Origin of the sequence: Lentilactobacillus kefiri (assembly GCF_007989105.1) — a bacterium.
In the GTDB taxonomy this organism is placed as follows: Bacteria; Bacillota; Bacilli; order Lactobacillales; family Lactobacillaceae; genus Lentilactobacillus; species Lentilactobacillus kefiri.
In genome coordinates, this window is sequence record NZ_BJVK01000003.1 from 44,221 (window position 1) to 60,974 (window position 16,754).

Annotated in this window: 13 protein-coding genes and 2 pseudogenes; 5 read left to right on the top strand and 10 right to left on the bottom strand. The window is 41.5% G+C overall.

Going from position 1 to position 16,754, the window contains the following annotated elements; genetic code table 11:
* The first annotated feature begins 16 nt into the window (after window positions 1-16).
* Window positions 17-931, top strand: a complete 915-nt coding sequence (locus tag LKE01_RS01875) for a DMT family transporter (RefSeq protein ID WP_056983058.1) — start codon at window positions 17-19, stop codon at window positions 929-931.
* Window positions 932-974: 43 nt separating this feature from the next.
* Here LKE01_RS01875 and LKE01_RS01880 read toward each other — a convergent pair whose 3' ends face one another.
* Window positions 975-2,183, bottom strand: coding sequence for an MFS transporter (locus LKE01_RS01880; protein WP_082619765.1), 1,209 nt, complete (start codon window positions 2,181-2,183; stop codon window positions 975-977).
* A 24-nt stretch (window positions 2,184-2,207) separates the two neighbouring features.
* The gene (locus LKE01_RS01885) at window positions 2,208-2,648 is read right to left on the bottom strand and encodes a GNAT family N-acetyltransferase (protein WP_054768757.1); all 441 of its coding nucleotides are present in this window, start codon (window positions 2,646-2,648) and stop codon (window positions 2,208-2,210) included.
* A 124-nt stretch (window positions 2,649-2,772) separates the two neighbouring features.
* Between LKE01_RS01885 and LKE01_RS01890 the strand changes: the two are divergent.
* Window positions 2,773-3,351 (top strand): annotated as a pseudogene (locus LKE01_RS01890) (LOG family protein).
* Window positions 3,352-3,394: 43 nt separating this feature from the next.
* Here the strand turns inward: LKE01_RS01890 and LKE01_RS01895 are convergent.
* Both LKE01_RS01895 and LKE01_RS01900 read right to left on the bottom strand, forming a co-directional pair.
* The gene (locus tag LKE01_RS01895) at window positions 3,395-4,390 is read right to left on the bottom strand and encodes a LacI family DNA-binding transcriptional regulator (RefSeq protein WP_054768806.1); all 996 of its coding nucleotides are present in this window, start codon (window positions 4,388-4,390) and stop codon (window positions 3,395-3,397) included.
* 183 nt (window positions 4,391-4,573) lie between these two features.
* On the bottom strand, window positions 4,574-5,764 hold the full coding sequence (locus LKE01_RS01900; RefSeq protein ID WP_054768758.1) for an MFS transporter: 1,191 nt from the start codon (window positions 5,762-5,764) through the stop codon (window positions 4,574-4,576).
* A gap of 651 nt (window positions 5,765-6,415) precedes the next feature.
* Here LKE01_RS01900 and LKE01_RS01905 point away from each other — a divergent pair.
* Window positions 6,416-7,561, top strand: coding sequence for a GH25 family lysozyme (locus LKE01_RS01905; protein WP_054768760.1), 1,146 nt, complete (start codon window positions 6,416-6,418; stop codon window positions 7,559-7,561).
* 126 nt (window positions 7,562-7,687) lie between these two features.
* On the opposite strand, the gene LKE01_RS01910 is transcribed toward LKE01_RS01905, so the two are convergent.
* Both LKE01_RS01910 and LKE01_RS01915 read right to left on the bottom strand, forming a co-directional pair.
* Complete coding sequence (locus LKE01_RS01910) at window positions 7,688-8,593, bottom strand: metal ABC transporter solute-binding protein (RefSeq protein WP_056983057.1); 906 nt, start codon at window positions 8,591-8,593, stop codon at window positions 7,688-7,690.
* A gap of 103 nt (window positions 8,594-8,696) precedes the next feature.
* A complete protein-coding gene (locus LKE01_RS01915) occupies window positions 8,697-9,368 on the bottom strand; it encodes a peptidoglycan recognition protein family protein (protein ID WP_095347819.1) in 672 nt (223 codons plus the stop codon).
* A 206-nt stretch (window positions 9,369-9,574) separates the two neighbouring features.
* On the opposite strand from LKE01_RS01915, the gene LKE01_RS01920 reads away from it, so the two are divergent.
* On the top strand, window positions 9,575-10,189 hold the full coding sequence (locus tag LKE01_RS01920; protein ID WP_056983053.1) for a hydrolase: 615 nt from the start codon (window positions 9,575-9,577) through the stop codon (window positions 10,187-10,189).
* A gap of 86 nt (window positions 10,190-10,275) precedes the next feature.
* Here LKE01_RS01920 and brnQ read toward each other — a convergent pair whose 3' ends face one another.
* Window positions 10,276-11,679 (bottom strand): branched-chain amino acid transport system II carrier protein, encoded by a 1,404-nt coding sequence (brnQ, locus tag LKE01_RS01925; protein WP_056983051.1) that lies wholly within the window; start codon window positions 11,677-11,679, stop codon window positions 10,276-10,278.
* A 571-nt stretch (window positions 11,680-12,250) separates the two neighbouring features.
* On the opposite strand from brnQ, the gene LKE01_RS01930 reads away from it, so the two are divergent.
* Window positions 12,251-13,225 (top strand): 2-hydroxyacid dehydrogenase family protein, encoded by a 975-nt coding sequence (locus LKE01_RS01930; RefSeq protein ID WP_054768762.1) that lies wholly within the window; start codon window positions 12,251-12,253, stop codon window positions 13,223-13,225.
* A gap of 50 nt (window positions 13,226-13,275) precedes the next feature.
* Here LKE01_RS01930 and LKE01_RS01935 read toward each other — a convergent pair whose 3' ends face one another.
* The 3 genes and pseudogenes from LKE01_RS01935 to spxB all read right to left on the bottom strand — a co-directional run bounded on the left by LKE01_RS01935 (window position 13,276) and on the right by spxB (window position 16,754).
* Entirely contained in the window at window positions 13,276-14,031 is a 756-nt protein-coding gene (locus tag LKE01_RS01935) for an SDR family NAD(P)-dependent oxidoreductase (protein ID WP_056983049.1), read from the bottom strand.
* A 277-nt stretch (window positions 14,032-14,308) separates the two neighbouring features.
* Window positions 14,309-14,713, bottom strand: coding sequence for a hypothetical protein (locus LKE01_RS01940; protein ID WP_054768807.1), 405 nt, complete (start codon window positions 14,711-14,713; stop codon window positions 14,309-14,311).
* A gap of 286 nt (window positions 14,714-14,999) precedes the next feature.
* A pseudogene (gene spxB, locus LKE01_RS01945) lies at window positions 15,000-16,754 on the bottom strand (pyruvate oxidase).

Here is a 16,754-nt window from a genome sequence, read left to right on the forward strand (position 1 = left end):
ATTGGAGGTGAATTTTGTGAAAAACATGAAGCTTAGAGGGATTATGCTGGCAATTCTTGGACCTTTATTATGGGGGATCTCAGGAACGGTTGCTCAATTTTTATTTAAAGATATTCATGTCAGCTCACACTGGCTAGTTTCAGTGAGAATGCTGATATCCGGAATATTATTAGTCATTTATGGCATGCTAGGCAACCGAAGTGCCGAAATGGCAGTATGGCATCATAAAAAAGATTCGATGAGTCTCATCTTCTTTAGCTTCGTTGGAATGGCGGCGTCACAATATACATATTTCATGGCAATTGAGGCGGGAAATGTCGCAACGGCAACCATCTTACAATTCCTATCACCTGCAATTATTATTATTTACCTGGCGCTGTGGACCCGCCGTTTTCCCCGCAGAATCGATGTATTATCCGTCATCATGGCATTGTTGGGGACAATCCTATTGGTTACCCACGGCCGGTTAACGACACTGACAATGCCTCTGGGAGGCTTTCTATGGGGTCTCGGAGCAGCAGTTAGTTCGACGTTGTACACATTATTGCCACGATACCTCCTTAAAAAGTATGGGTCGATCCCAATTGTTGGCTGGTCAATGCTGATAGGTGGTGTTTCATTCAGTATTTACTATAAAATTTGGGACGATATGCCGGCTTTCAGTTGGACAACATATGGCAGTATCGGCTTTGTGGTGATTTTTGGGAAAATGTTGGCTTATCTCTTTTATCTTCAAAGTTTGCGCTTCATAACGCCAACAACAGCGAGTGTGCTTGGCTCATTTGAACCTTTATCGGCAACTTTCCTATCGATTGTCTTCTTGGGCGTCAGCTTTGGACTGCCTGAAACATTCGGTGCGGTACTTATTCTAGGAACGGTTGGTGTGCAAGCGTGGGCTGCTTATACAACAAATCCTAATACGAGTGTATAGAAAAAAAGCTACCAAGATTTTATTATCTTGATAGCTTTTTGAATTATTTTTCAAATACATATTCTTCTCGATCAACCAGCAAACCAACGAAGGTCATAACAAAAGTGACCAATAACAAGAAAATCAAAACTGCAAACCAGTTTGTAGTCAGTCCATGCATCCAGCCACAAATCATTGGTCCGGTTGCAGCTAGGAGATACCCAAATGACTGGCCCATACCGGAAACCGAAGCCGTTTCATTTGGTGTTCTTGTCTTCAATGAGAAAAGTGTCATTGCCTCACTAAAAGCGATATTTGTGGATAGTCCCAATAATATACATGCAATAACCGCAAACCAGAAACTCTGACCTGCCAGCATTAACGATCCCAGTCCCACAATGAATAGGCCTGAAATTGTCCAAATCATAATCGATTGTTTTGCAACTGAACTAATAATTCTCGGAACGACAAATGAAATTGGTAAGGCAACCAGCTGAAGCAGCCCTAATAAGTAACCTGCAGTATTTTGGTTAATTCCTGATGCCATCAAAATTGGTGGCAACCAGGTCAAAATCGAATAAAATAATAACGACTGGAGTCCCATAAAACCACCTAATGCCCAAGCTAATGGCCGTTTCCATACACTGCCTTGCACCTCAGGATTTAAGGAATTGCGTTTTGCTTTCTTCACGGTTGTCTTTTTACCAGAGCTCCGCAACACTAAGGCAACGACAATCGTAATAACTGGAATAACAGAAACAAACTGAATCATTGTCTGCCATGTAATCAAATGACTGATAACCGCACTGAACCCAGCAGAAACTGAACTGGAAAGTGAAAGTGCAAAGACATACATCCCTGTGTATGTTCCAATCTTCATTGGAAATAAATACGATACCAAGGTCGGAGCGAGAACATTTAACATGGCAATTCCACCACCGATTAAAATCGTTCCGCAAATGAGACTGGTGAACGAATACACTCGAATAAAGTTTCCAACGGTCAGCAGCAACAAATCGACGATCGTAACCGGCAGAATACCGAAACGTTTGATAAAGTACGTAACGGTTGGTGACAAGATTCCAAAACAAATCAATGGAATTGTCGTCAAACTACCGAGAAACCATTCCGGCATACTAAAGGTATTTTGAATGTTGGTTAAAATTGGCGGTACAATCGTAATCGCCGTCCGCATGTTGGCACCTACCAGAAAAATCAGGAGGGCACCTAAAAATACTTTTTGACGATTTGTTACGGGGGTCTCTTCTCTCATTATTAAACTCTCTCCTCAATTAAATTATAGCTGTTTAGCTAATATCCTCATCTTTCTTCCCATCTGATCCACTGAAGTATCAATTTGTTGATACCCAACTTTTTCATAGAGACCAACATGCTTTGTCACAATGTATGCTTTATGAAAACCAGTTTGCTTAATTTGTGATTCCGCCAACTTAACTAATGTTTGACTGAGTCCTTTTCCACGGTATTGCTCACTCACAAAGACGAATGCGATAAATGGTGAATATCCGGTATTCTTAACAATATCTTCTTGAACAACCGCACAAAAGCCGACTAAATGATCGTGATCCATTAAAACAATGACCCGCTCCCAGTCAGACAAGCGACCACCCAGCATTTCGTTTGCCAAGTATTTGCCCGCAGGCCAGGAAACATCACCAATTAGTTTGGCAAAATGGCTCCACATGTCATCTGAATCATCTAAAATATAGGTTTCCATGGTGACCTCCTCTTACAATTTCGTGAAATCGTAATTCAATTATAGACCACTAACCAAATTTTCAAAAATTGTTTTCAGAAAAACTGTTAAAATAATACTATATTACGCGTAAAGGAGTAACGTTATGAAAAGAATTGCGGTCTATTGCGGCGCTTCAACTGGAAATAAAGACATATACATAGATGCGACCAAATAGCTTGCTTCATGGCTGGTTCAACACCATATCGAACTTATCTATGGCGGTGGCGGAGTTGGCCTAATGGGAATTCTTTCCGATCAGGTTCTCTCTGAAGGTGGCCAGGTTCATGGTGTTACCACCAAACAATTAGTTGCGCGGGGAGCAGAGTCACCACGATTAAAGGGCTTGGCAGATTTAACCATTACCGACAATATGTCCGCCCGAAAAGCAGAGATGATGAATATCTCTAACGGATGCATTGCCCTTCCCGGTGGGATCGGAACGCTTGAAGAAATTACTCAGGCATTTTCCTGGGCACGTTTGGGAGACAACCCCAATCCTTGCGTCTTTTACAACGTCAACGGTTATTATGATCCCTTGGCACAAATGTTCGACAAGATGACAAGCGAAGGATTCTTATCTGCAGAGGACCGCAAAAAAGTCCTCTTCTCAGATTCACTGGATGAGATATACAGCTTCATGACCACTTACGTTCCACCGAAGATTCGCCAATATAAAAAGTAAAAAAAACGGCTGCGATTAACTCGCAGCCGTTTTATGTTATGACTTATAAACTACTTTCCCGTTCCATTAATTCGGTCGCAATAACCGTCAACTCAGGAACCTTCTTGGGATCTTTAATTCTATCTGTTAACATTTCAATTGCCCGCTCGCCCATCAATTCAGTATGAACATGCACAGTTGTCAGTGCCGGGCTGGTATACTTGGCAATCGCCACATTGTTAAAACTGATGATGCTGACCCGATCCGGAGCCTTGATGTGTTGCTGCTGAAGCGCTCGTAACACACCAACAGCCATTGAATCGCTGCCGATCAAGAACGCATGGGGCAATTTGTCTCCCAATTGTTTGATTGCGAGATTCATCAGTTCAAAACCAGAATCCGGCCCAAATGGTCCCTGAAACACAAACGCGTCATTGAACAATCCTTTTTCCGACAAATATGAATCAAAAGTGGAAACCCGGGGATCGCGAACCCCTTGCTTTTCAGTGACAGTATTTTCTTTCCCGGCAATCATCCCAATATCTTTGATACCACGATCGATAAACCGGTCAATGATCTTACGAACAGGTGATTCAAAATCGCTTCTTATACTGTCACAATCGTACGACAAATAATTCTCCCCAATGAAAATTAGTGGAACCCCATACGATTTCAAGCTCAAGACTTCGGTTTTATCAAACTTACCAACGGCAATCATACCGCTAAGAGTCTTGACCCGATTCTTATCAACCGACTCAAATGTGAGCTTTTCCACGGCAGTACCCAAACTGGCAGCCTTATTTTCAATGCCATATTGAATCTGAAGATAATAAAGGTCGGATAACTCTTCTTTATCTGAATGCCATTGAATAATGCCAATCTTCTTATTGTCTTTTGGAACGTGACGATTTCGTTTCTTATATTGTAGCTTTTCTGCAACTTCCAAAACTCTTCTTCGTGTATTTTCCCCCACAGAAGGGGTTTCATCAAAGTTCAGAATGCGTGAAACCGTTGATATTGAAACGCCAGCTTCACGCGCAACATCTTTAATTGTTGTCATTTGATCACCATCATATTCATCTTTGAATTTAACTTTAATTACAACGCTTCCGTTACAATCTGATTTAAGTCTAACACTTCCGATAATTAATGATGCTTGATTCCATGAGAAACAAAAACCATGGATACTAATACGTATCCATGGTTTCACAAACATTTTTTTGATTTACAAGCTTTAAATATTTTATGATTCAGTAACCGTTCGCCGAGAATTATTTGCGAATAGCTTAATCAATTCAATAACTCCCAGAACTGATGCAATAATACCGGCAATCATGAACAAGCTTCGATCGGTTCCACCGACATTGATAAACTTGCTGACGTATGGGCAAAGGAAGTTTGCGCCATTTGTGCTCAGCATCAAAATGGTCGTTGCATCATTACCATATTTCTTAGGAACAAAGGACAGCCCTTTTGAAAAGATAAATGGAATAAACAAACCAAAGCTGAAGCCCACTGAGAATGCACCGATGAAGCACGCCGTTGCAGAACCGGAAGTACTAATCATAAACACGCCAATTGCTTCGATGACAATTGCCATGACCAAAGTTGCTTCCTTAACGATTGATTCAACATAACCATAAATCAAACCACCGATAATTGTTCCAACTGACATGACCACAACAGCACTGGATCCAACAGAAAGTGGTCCAAAGTTATTATTTAAAATAAAGGTTGGGATCTTAACGTTAACTGTCATATAAAAGACCATCAGGATAAACATGACAATCCAATAATAGCCAAACTGAACTTTAGAAGTTAACGGTACCTTTACATCTTCATTTTCATTAGTATTTTTCTCGACGCTTTCAGCATCGTAACGAACTTCTGGAACAAACAGCAAATATAGGACAAATAGAACAATACTTACTAAATAAATGCTAAATGCCATCCGCCAATTGCTGTACATCAAGATCAGGCCAACGCCCAACGCACCACCTGCGGCACCAAGTCCTTGAAATGTGTTCTGAAAGCCCAATAATTTTTCACGTTGCTGACCGCTATACAAACGATCAATCAAACTAATACACAATGTATTGAAGGTACCAATTCCAGCCCCCATAATTGCTCGAGCAATCAGTAATACCGAAACACTTGGCGCAGTCATTGACAGAACTGCACCAACAGCGGTTAATGCCGTTCCTGTAAGAACCATTTTCTTGGTTCCAATTCTTTTAACGATGAAACTGGCAATCACGATCATAAGTGCCATCGTAAACGATGGAATCGTAACGGTTAGCTCTGCGGTTTCTGATGAAACTGATGAAAATTGTTTCATTAATCCAGGAATTGTTGCAGCAGTTGCACCAGTGGACATTGGTAATAATGACAGCATTAAGATTGAAAAAGCCATCATTCCTGATTTTTTATTCATAACTATACCCTCCCCATTCAACACATAAAGTAGCGATATTCTACACTTCTTCCGCTTTCCCGACCATTATATTCCATAATAAAAAGACCGTATATAGATTTATAGTATCTTTTCATGATGTAAGCGTTAAGAATGAAAATAAAATGTAAGCAAGTATGATTTAAGTCAAAATCCTTGTCAAGATAGTTTACAATGGGACGTATTTTTGACAACGATTAATCCCTAATGCTTTTTTAAGTGTCAATTACGCTCGATAAATAAAAAAGTCGATCACCTAAAAAAATGGTCGACTTTTTGTGTTAAATAATGTTCCTTTTTACAAATGGGGTTCGTTAGTGATGTCATGTCAGAAATAACATCAGGACCTGTTTATACTATACATCAAATCAGCAAATGATAAAAGGCGTTTACTAATTTGTTAAACTCTTTTTATACACTCAGTCCAAGCGCTGTTGACCATTTTGAAGATGCCCTGGCTAACCAAATAACATTACAACCATTACAATTGCCGCCGTATTATTACTGGCAATTTACTGGTCTTTTTCACTTGATCGACGAAGCCGCAACAATAAGTAAACATGCTTTCGAAACCTACCCATTCATGTTAGTATCAACTTGACGTATATATACATAGATGGGAGTTGAAACATTATGAAGAAAATTATTAAAAATGGCGCCGCAGTCCTTGGACTCTTTGCCGGCGGAATTCTTCTGGGCACATCAACGACAGCTGCTCATGCTGCGCTGACACCATCAAGTACGCAGCCATCTGCCAATATGGTCGATGTATCAAGCTGGCAGTCCAATTTAACCGCAGCAAACTATCAAACATTAGCTCAAAATGGCGTTAAAGCCGTTACAATCAAAGCGTCAGAAGGCACCGGGTATACCAACCCATACCTGCTTCAGCAAGTCCAATATGCCCAACAGGCTGGCCTCAGTGTTAACTTCTACCACTTTGTTCATTTCACCACTGTTGCCCAAGCTCAGGCCGAGGCCCAACAGTTTATCAATTCTGTAAAATCAGTTACCAGTTCAACTAACGTTGTCATGGTCGCCGATTTTGAATCTTCAGAATTAGCTGGCGTTTCAAAAGCCCAGAATGATGCTAATCTGGCAGCGTTTGATTCAACGCTGAATCAAGCCGGCTATAATAAGACAGATTTGTATACCATGGCCAGCTGGTTAGGTGTTCATATTGACACCAATACCACTAACCAAGGATGGATTGCCGATTATCCAGCTAACCCTACCGGCAACAAATACCCTAACGCCAACGCATGGCAGTGGGCATCCGATTATCGGTTCCCATCCATTACTCAAAACTTGGATGTCAGCCAAATGAATAATAACTACTATTTGAATTCTGGAACGATTGATACCTCTGATAATGGTGCCAACGGAAGTTCATCGAGCAGCAGTTCGAGTGCAAGTTCCGCTTCATCAGCAAGCTCGTCATCAACACCATCCAGCAATTCCAAGAAGAAAGGTTCAATTGTCATAGTGCCAGGTCCATCTGCCGGAAAACAATATTCGGCTACTCGATCAGCTTCAGTTAAGTTGATTTGGAGAACTTCGATGGGTCGTCACTATTACACAACAACCAAAGGTGCACGTTACTCAAAGCATTTAGGAACCCGTTATGGTTATAACGCCGACTTACCTAACGTTACCTGGGTAACTGATGCACACGAAAAATTATATAAGAAGAATACCGGTAAATATGCTATTTACTATCACGTTAAGAGCACGGTCGGCAATCACGGCGGCTGGATCTGGCGTGGGTATTTGAAATAGTTAGAGTGCGAAACAAGCTGGCTTGTATAGCACGTTTCAGCAAATTAACATCAAACACCAACAGTCCCGAAACACAAAAAAGTTCGAAACGATCAATAACCGTCTCGAACTTTTTTCTTTACTCAATTATTTAAGGATATTAATTAATTCACTATATTGTGAATCCATCCAGCTGACGTAATCTTTGTTGGCTGGTAACGTTTCGGTAACAGGCAATACTGGAACTTTATTCTTCTTAGCTAAGGCAACCAAATTATTAACTGTCTTGCTATCAACTTGCTTTTTAAATACGAAGAAGGCAATCTTGTGATTCTTGATGCCATTTTGCATTGTTCGAATCGTTTGAGGTGATGGATCGACACCCTTTTCAGTATCGTTTTCAAATTGTGGGTTACCAACTTTAAATCCAATTGCTTGAAGTGCATAGTCAAAGACTGGTTCACTGACATAAACTTCTTTGTTCTGCTTAGTTGCAGCAATCTTCTTAAGTTGAGCAATCTTGGCGTTAACCGGCTTCAATGAAGCAATGTACTTCTTAGCGTTCTTCTTGAAGTAAGCCTTGTTCTTTGGTTGAATCTTACCTAACTTGGCAGCAATTGTGTTTGCTAACTTAGGCATGGTTGCTGGATTATACCAAAGATGCGGATTATCACCATTTTGTTTGCCCATCAAATCTTCACCGACTCTGATGTAATCGACTTTGTTGGAATCCTTTACTAATTTGCTCATCCAGCCATCGTAGCCGATTCCATTGGCAATCACGATTTTTGAACCAACGGTTTCTTTTGCAACCTTGGTTGATGGTTGATAATCATGTGGATCAACGTTGGGGTTGGTAATAATTGATGTAACATCACCCTTATTGCCGGCAACTTTCTTGGCAACCTCACCATAAAAGTCAGTCGTTGCGGTAATCTTAATCTTTCCATTGCTGGATGATGATTTGCTTGAACATCCAGCCAGGCCAATTCCAAGTGCAACAACCAGAACGGCTAGCAGCACTGCCTTTAAACCTGAAAACTTATGTAACATGAAATATCCTCTCCTCTTTAAATCGTAATCGTTACTCTTTGATAATAATCTAAAAGGTTATGGTTGTAAAGCAGTTATTCACTTTTTTACTTAATTAATCACATTACAAATTGCCATAATTCGTCAAAACCAGCTTGTAGAACTGCTTCATAGTATATGACTGGTGAAAATATTTTTTGCCGCGATTCTTATAATAACCAGCCGGATCGGTGTGGTCAGACCCGCCAAGATAATGGGCAACTGCTTTGTGAGACCAGACAGTCCCCTTGCCATCGTAACAAGCATCATTTGGCTTTAAGTGATATTTCTTCAAAATATAAGCCGTGTAGTATGCAGCATTTTCCACTTCACTGGCAAAGCTCTTCTTGCTGTGCATTTCAACCTGTTCAAATTGGACAAACCGGGCATTTCCCGGATAGCCGACACCCCAGCAGAGATACTTGGTACTAGCGATATTAATGATGTGATCGTCATCAACAAATGTGTGGACAAACGCATTCCGGTAATTTTTCTTCATATAAGCAATTTCGTTAAAAATTGTTGAATTGGGATTACCCGTCTCGTGAACAACGACCCCTTCAGGCTTGTTCTTGCCATGACGATATTTATAGTGGGGAAAGCCGCCCCACACTTTACTCGATACTTTATTGTGCTTTATATTGTGACTCGCTATGTAGTTATTGAGCTTACTGGAACTCGCCTGAGTGTTGATGCTTCCGAGTGCCAATACTGTCACCATGATTGTAAAAACTGTTAAAAATACTTTCTTAAACATCTTATTTATCGCCGCTTTTTTTGTTATTTATATCTTTCGTGTCTACTTTCTATGTTAGTCTTTAGGGTATTTTTTTCAACATTTAGCCCCCCTTCTCCGAGCCATCATGGTCGAGATGCAATTAGTGGTATCAGCCTACCGATGGTTGTATGATGTAAGCGAATTCAGAAGACAGTATTGATTTATGAATAAGGAGGATTTCATCTATGACAAGTTTTGACAAACGAGGGACAGATGACCGCTTATTATCACCTGACAATTCATTATTAACAATTATTGATTACCAACCGGTTCAAGTCGGATCAATTGGCTCAATGAGGCATTCAGATCTGCTTGAAAATGCCTCGTTGGTTGCAAAGACCGCTAAATTGTTCAATTTACCAATCATTCTATCAACTGTAAACGCCCATAACCAACGTAACTCGGATACCGTCAAACCAATTAAAGACGTTGTTGGCGACATCCCTTCCTATGACCGTTCATCAATTAACGCCTGGGAAGATAAAGATTACAATGAAGCAATCAAAGCCACTGGCCGAAAGAAGATTATCATCTTGGCCTTATGGACTGAAGCATGCCTAACCTTCCCAACTTTAGATGCACTCGCTGAAGGCTACGATGTCTATCCGGTTGTCGACGCAGTTGGTGGCACTTCCACCATTGCCCACGAAACGGCACTCCGACGTGTTGAACAAGCAGGTGCTCACCTGATTACCATTCCACAATTATTGTGTGAGTTACAGCGTGACTGGAACAGAAAAGACACCGTCCCTGGATTCGTGAAGTTACTACAGGAGAATGGTGCATTTACTAATTTATAAAATACTATTTACCAACGCAAAAAGATCATTGAGCTGTCAGAAATGGCATGCCCAATGATCTTTTTGGATTATTACGAACGATTTAATTAATCATTATTTTCTTCTGAAGAAGCAGCTTTTGCTCTGCCCAAAGTTGGACGGAGAAAATGCAATCCCAGTCCAAGCACGGCACCGGCGGCTGCTGGAACAACCCAATCCATCCCCAAACTTGCGAATGGTAGAACGTGTTGTTGGAAAGCACCTAATGCTTGACCAAAGCCACTTTGACTAACAACTGGTGGGAATGCTGCAACCATATCCAACAGAGCTGGAACAGTCGTGAACCCAACGACCAAAGCGTAAACCAATGGATCACGGTCAAACAATGGTGAGAAGACTGATAACAAGATCAGTACCATCGCAAATGGATAGAGGAACATCAGCATTGGTGTTGACCATTGGATGATGGTATCAAGACCAAAGTTGGCAGTTCCAAACGATGCCAGGCACATGAATCCTAACCACCCGCGGTAGCTGACCTTTGAAAAATGATTGTGGAAATCCTGAGCGAAAGCAGCAACCAACCCAACGGCGGTTGTCAAACATGTAACGGTCAGCAAGGTTACCAGCAAGGCATGACCGAAGCCACCGAGATAATAGGTAACCAACTGGTTAAACGCCACCCCACCGTCAGCGGAAACTTTGTAAGTTGAAAGGGTGGTTGAACCCAACCAGATCAAGCCGAGATAGATCAAACCAATTGCCGCAGTGGCAAAGACACCGGCTTTGGCAGTCACTTTGGCATTACTGCTGGGCTTGGTTTTACCAAGTTGACGGACGGCAGTCACAACCGTAACCCCGAATGCCAAGCCAGCCAAGGCATCCATTGTGTTATAGCCTTGGAGAAAACCGTTGAAAAATGAGTTACTCTTGTAGGCGGCTGTCACTGCCTGTTTGCCGGCAACGCCCATTGGATTGGCAAATCCTAAAGCAAAAACGCTGAATAATAGCACTAAAAAGACAGGATTCAAAACTTTACCAACTGATGTCATGACATTGGATTCTTTGTAAGAAACCAAGAAGGCCAATCCAAAGAATACTGCCGAGAATACCAACAGGCCAACGTGGGCCATCGATGATGGCAATAATGGCTGAACACCAACGGTGAATGGAACTGTCGCAGTCCGAGGTGTTCCAAATAACGGACCGATAGTCGCGTGAATCATGACCATAAAGGCCAAAGCAAAGACCGGGCCCAGTGGTTTACCGATATCATAAACCCCTTCTGAACGGGTCACACTGACAGCCAGCACTGAGAGCAATGGCAACAGCACCGCCGTTACCAGAAAGCCAAGGGCTGCCAGTACCCAATGAGCACCGGAAAGCTGTCCCAAATGAATTGGGAAGATCAGGTTGCCGGCACCAAAGAACAGGCCAAAGAGCATGGAGCTCACTAAAAAGTAATCACGTTTTCGTAATGGTTTTGGATTCAAGTCGTGTAATTTTTCCATAGATGTATTTCTCCTTTAATGTCTAAAAATTTGCGAATTTCGATTTTAATCTGACTAATATCAATCTGAGATTTCATTTCCACCAACTCTTTTCTTAAAATAGATTATTAGAAAACTATGTCCTGAAGAAAATAAAAAGCGCCCTTACTCCAGCTAATGCTGAACTAAGGGCGCCTACTGCACTGTACCACCTTATATTTGCAGAATTATCACTAACTCTGCCTTTCACGTACGGCCTCAAAGAAGCGATACGCTAACACGATAATGGGTGTCACCAATGTACGTTACTTATCATTCTTCGGTACATCGCTCAAAAGGGATTTTCACGTCGTTGATCCTGCTTCCTCTCACCAAACGAAGCTCGCTTCAGGATGTCACAACGCTACTCAACTTTCTCACAGTGTTTTCTAATTATTTAACAATTATACTAACCTTCTGTCATAACCATGTCAACATGTAAACTTAAAATAATTGGAATTTCTATTTCAAAGAAAAAGAGGAAGCGGTCCCAATCCAACCCCTTCATGCCCTATAATATAGCTGTATGAAATATTTGATAGGGAGTGAGTTTATGTCAAAAGTATTAATCGCAGGTAGGATTCCGGAACACGCAATGAACATTCTCAAGGATGCCGGATTGGATATTGATGTATTTGATGATAGTCAAAACCTCATCACAAAGGATGAGTTGAGCAAACGGGTTGCCGATAAGGACTTTTTGATCACGCCACTTTCCACAAAAGTTGATTCTGATGTGATTGACGCCGCACCAAATTTGAAGTTGATTGCCAACTATGGTGCCGGATTTAATAATATTGATACCGAGTATGCCAAATCAAAAGGCATCCCCGTTACCAACACCCCAAAGGTTTCGACCACTTCAACGGCTGAAGTCGCATGCGCATTAATGATCAGCTTGGCTCACCGGGTTGTTGAAGGCGACCAACTGATGCGGACAAAGGGCTTCACCGGCTGGGCACCACTATTCTTCCTAGGCCATGAATTGGCCGGGAAAACTTTGGGAATCATTGGAATGGGTCAAATTGGCCAAGCCGTTGCCAAGAGAATGCATGCATTTGACATGAAGATTCTCTACAACCAACGTCACCAACTCGATCCAGCCACTGAGGAAAAGTTGGGTGCCAAATTCGCCAGTGTTGATGACATCGTTAAGAATGCTGATGTCATTACACTTCATGCACCCGCAACCCCTGAAACCCACCATTTGCTGGGAGCAAAACAATTCAAGGAAATGAAAGACAGTGCAATGTTAATCAATGCCGCTCGTGGTCCATTGATTGATGAAGCTGCGTTACTTGAAGCATTGAAGAACCATGAAATTGCCGGTGCCGGCTTGGACGTTTATGAAGCCGAACCTAAAGTTGACGATGGCTTCAAGTCATTGAAGAACGTTATCTTAACGCCACATATCGGTAACGCAACCGTTGAAGCCCGTGACGCAATGGCTGAGATTGTTGCTAAAAATACCGTTGCAATGGATAAAGGCGATAAGCCAGACTACATCGTAAACGGCGTAGAACTTTAATTGATTGAACAAAGAAAATGAGGCTGGGATTTTTCCCAGCCTCTTTTTTATTACCATGGCAAACTGCCATCATTCTCTGTAAATGTTCCGTTCAAATCATTTCGAGGATCACTCGCTAATTTAACAATCTGTCGTGCCCCTTCTTGAACAGTCTGCATTCCATCCGGCACGGGCTGTTTGGTATCTCGTCCTCCGAATGCAGTGGCCGTCCAGCCTGGATTTACCGAATTAACGGTAATGTTGGTATCCGCCAACTCTTTGGCAAAAGTAATCGTAGCAAAATTTACGGCTGCTTTTGAGGACTGGTAGCCTAAGGAACTGACATTGTAAAATTTCGAATTTGGGTCCGAAGCCAGGTCGAGAGAGCCCATATTGCTGGATACATTAATAATTTTTCCGGACTTGGCTCTCTTTAACAGGGGAATAAACGCCTGAATCATGCTAACCGTCCCAAAAAAGTTAACATCAAATTCTTTTCGAATCACATTCGTAGAAAGTGTTGCGGCATCTTCATGATTATCCAAAGCGATACCAGCATTGTTGATTAAGGTATCCAGATAGCCAAACTTCTCGTTCACAATCAGCTTATTTCGATCAATATCAGTTTGATCAGTTACATCTAGAATCAAGAGTTCGGCGTCATATCCAGCCTGCCTAATTTTATCGACTGCTTTTTTACCACGCACCATGTTACGGGAACCCAGCAAAATATGCTGACCCTTTTTGGCTAGTGACATCGCAGTCTCAAAGCCGATCCCTCTATCGGCTCCGGTAATCAAAGTTAAAATTGGCCTTTTATCTGTCATATTAATGCCTCCACAACACTAGTATAATCCAACTCAGCCCAAATTATCTCTTTTCAAAGTGGTGTATGACCAGTTGAATAATCACGACATTAATAAAGGCCACCCCACAGTCATTCGATCAGGTCCCGTTTGCACCATACTCCATGACTTAGTGTCAATAAATAAAATGCCTGAGCAGGAAAATTCATTGTCCAATATAAAAAGGCCAAGTGCAAATGACATTGCCCTTGACCTGATTATAGAAGGATGAAGCTTTGTTTATTTATTTCAATTTAAATTAATCGGCTGGTAAATACTTGCCTTTAGCAATTTGTGATGCGAAGACATATCCATAGCCTTTAACATACAAGAATGTCTTTGCTTTTGAATTCTTGGTTGCAGAAACCTTAACTGAACGAGTTACTTTATAGGTAACTGGTTTAGTCAATTTACCTTTTCGAGTAAAGGTAATCTTGCTGTGATTTTTAGAAAGAGTGCCTTTATATAAAGCAATGTTCTTTTTAATGTGATATGAACGTGCCTTAAAGTTCTTAACACCATTTTTTGCGACAGTGTAAGTAGTTCCCTTTGTCTTAGCTGCGACTGCGGTTGGAGCAGTTACTGCTGAGACGGCAAGTGGAGCTGCAAAAGCAAGTGGCAAAGCAAGTGAAGCTACGCTAATAATTGTTGCAAATTTTTTCATAGTCATTACGACCTCCCTTAACGATTAAATCTATTATGCCACGTTACAAACAGATGTCAACGAAACATTCGTGTAATATTTGGGCCTTTATTAAATATTAAAATAACGGTTACAGTTTGATTATGCACGATCTTAATAATCATTAATACGTTGATATATCAATTGTTTTCAGGCGTCCAAACAGCCATTTTAAAGCCAGGTTGATCGATAACCATCTTTGTAACATTTCTGTAAAGAACGCAAAAAACGAGCACTCACCAAGAGTGCTCGTTTTAATATCTGCTTGTTACTTTTCTTTTTCTCTTAATAATTCTTCCAATGATGGTTGTTGCTTACGATCAATGTGATATTGCTTTGCAAATCCTTCGGCAGTCTTTTCACCATACTTCTCTGAATCAAGAGGCATGAAGGCAGTTGCCACAGGATCGTCCTGCTTAATCTTGGCATCAATCACAATTGGCTTCTTGTTGCCGGAAGCTTGGAGATCCTTGATCTTAGCAAATACTTCGTCAAGATCTTTGATGCTCTTAACAGTAAAGCCAATCCCACCAAGTCCTTCGCTGACCTTTGCCCAGTCGGCATCATTCAAATCAACACCATAGAAGTGTTGCTTTGTCTGCATTTGTTCGTACCAGATAAAGCCAAAGCGATCATTTGAGAAGACCACGTTGATAACTGGTAAGCCGGAACGAACTTGGGTCAAGATGTCTTGAACAACCATTGAGAAGCCACCATCACCAGAAAGTGACCATGCTTGGCCGTCAGGAACACTTAATGCACCGGCAATTCCACCAGGAAGGCCAAAGCCCATAGTGGCAAACAAGCCGGAAATTGCGAAGCGTTGGTTCTTATTCATTGGTAAGCCACGAACACTCCACTCTGAAACATTTCCAGTATCAACCGCGTAAGTATCATTTGGTCCTGCCATTTCAGCAATCTTCTTGGTAACCGATTCAGCGTTCAAACCATCACTGTCATCATCGGCCAATTAATTAAGCCAATTATCCCAGTTCTTCTTGTTTTCCTGGTTGGCTTCAAGCCAAGCATCCTTTGGACGGCTTTCGCCAGAGTCAATCATTGCCTGAAGGTAACTCTTGGCATCAGCGATAACGGCATAATCAACATCAATTCGCTTACCAATATCGTAAGGGTTGTTGTTAACTTGAATCATCTTGGTATCTTGTGGCCAGAAGTTGGCAAATGGATATTCAGAAGCCAAGAAGAGAATCAAGTCAGCATTTTGAATTGCTTCAAATCCTGATTTGGTACCAAGTCGACCAGTCGTTCCAATAAAGTTTGGATGATCAGTGCTGATAACACCAGTTGCTGGAACACTGTTCATAACTGGAATGTTGAATTGCTCGGAGAACTTGGTTAAAGTATCACGAGCGCCAAGCAAGCCACGACCAGCATAAATTAATGGGTGCTTAGCTTCTTTGATCATCTTTAAAGTGTCTTTGACAGCTTTGGGATCAACTGATTGTTTGAAGTCATCGGCAACCGTTAATGGGGTCTTAGTTGGTGCGTAATCAATTTCTTCTGAAGTTAAGTTTTCAGGTAAAATAACAACCGCAACACCCTTTTGACGGTATGCTTCCTTAATTGCCTGGTTAACAACGTAAGGAATCTGATCGGCAGTTGTTACCTGCTTATTGTAGATGGCTACGTCACTAAACATTGGCGTTTCATCCATTTCCTGGAAGTAATTGGTGTTCATTGTTGCTTGAGGAACTTGCCCAATTAAAGCCAATACAGGAACGTGATCCATCTTGGCATCATAAAGTCCGTTAAACAAGTGAGTAGCACCAGGACCAGCTGATCCAAAGGCAACTCCAATCTTACCGGTGAATTTGGCATCGGCAGAAGCGGCAATTGCGCCAACCTCTTCATGACGAACTTGAATGTACTTCATTTTATCTTTTTCAAGGTAGAGTCCTTCGACAGTATGATTAATTGAACCGCCGGGAATTCCATAGACGTGATCCACGCCCCAGTTTTCAAGAACCTTAACTAAAGCTTGTCCTGCAATCATCTTAGTCAT

What these genes read in the sequence shown, in the direction of transcription:
- LKE01_RS01880 (WP_082619765.1), bottom strand. Translation starts at nt 2,183, where the DNA reads ATGAGAGAAGAGACCCCCGTAACAAATCGTCAAAAAGTATTTTTAGGT.
- LKE01_RS01885 (WP_054768757.1), bottom strand. Translation starts at nt 2,648, where the DNA reads ATGGAAACCTATATTTTAGATGATTCAGATGACATGTGGAGCCATTTT.
- LKE01_RS01895 (WP_054768806.1), bottom strand. Translation starts at nt 4,390, where the DNA reads ATGACAACAATTAAAGATGTTGCGCGTGAAGCTGGCGTTTCAATATCA.
- LKE01_RS01900 (WP_054768758.1), bottom strand. Translation starts at nt 5,764, where the DNA reads ATGAATAAAAAATCAGGAATGATGGCTTTTTCAATCTTAATGCTGTCA.
- LKE01_RS01905 (WP_054768760.1), top strand. Translation starts at nt 6,416, where the DNA reads ATGAAGAAAATTATTAAAAATGGCGCCGCAGTCCTTGGACTCTTTGCC.
- LKE01_RS01910 (WP_056983057.1), bottom strand. Translation starts at nt 8,593, where the DNA reads ATGTTACATAAGTTTTCAGGTTTAAAGGCAGTGCTGCTAGCCGTTCTG.
- LKE01_RS01915 (WP_095347819.1), bottom strand. Translation starts at nt 9,368, where the DNA reads ATGTTTAAGAAAGTATTTTTAACAGTTTTTACAATCATGGTGACAGTA.
- LKE01_RS01920 (WP_056983053.1), top strand. Translation starts at nt 9,575, where the DNA reads ATGACAAGTTTTGACAAACGAGGGACAGATGACCGCTTATTATCACCT.
- brnQ (WP_056983051.1), bottom strand. Translation starts at nt 11,679, where the DNA reads ATGGAAAAATTACACGACTTGAATCCAAAACCATTACGAAAACGTGAT.
- LKE01_RS01930 (WP_054768762.1), top strand. Translation starts at nt 12,251, where the DNA reads ATGTCAAAAGTATTAATCGCAGGTAGGATTCCGGAACACGCAATGAAC.
- LKE01_RS01935 (WP_056983049.1), bottom strand. Translation starts at nt 14,031, where the DNA reads ATGACAGATAAAAGGCCAATTTTAACTTTGATTACCGGAGCCGATAGA.
- LKE01_RS01940 (WP_054768807.1), bottom strand. Translation starts at nt 14,713, where the DNA reads ATGAAAAAATTTGCAACAATTATTAGCGTAGCTTCACTTGCTTTGCCA.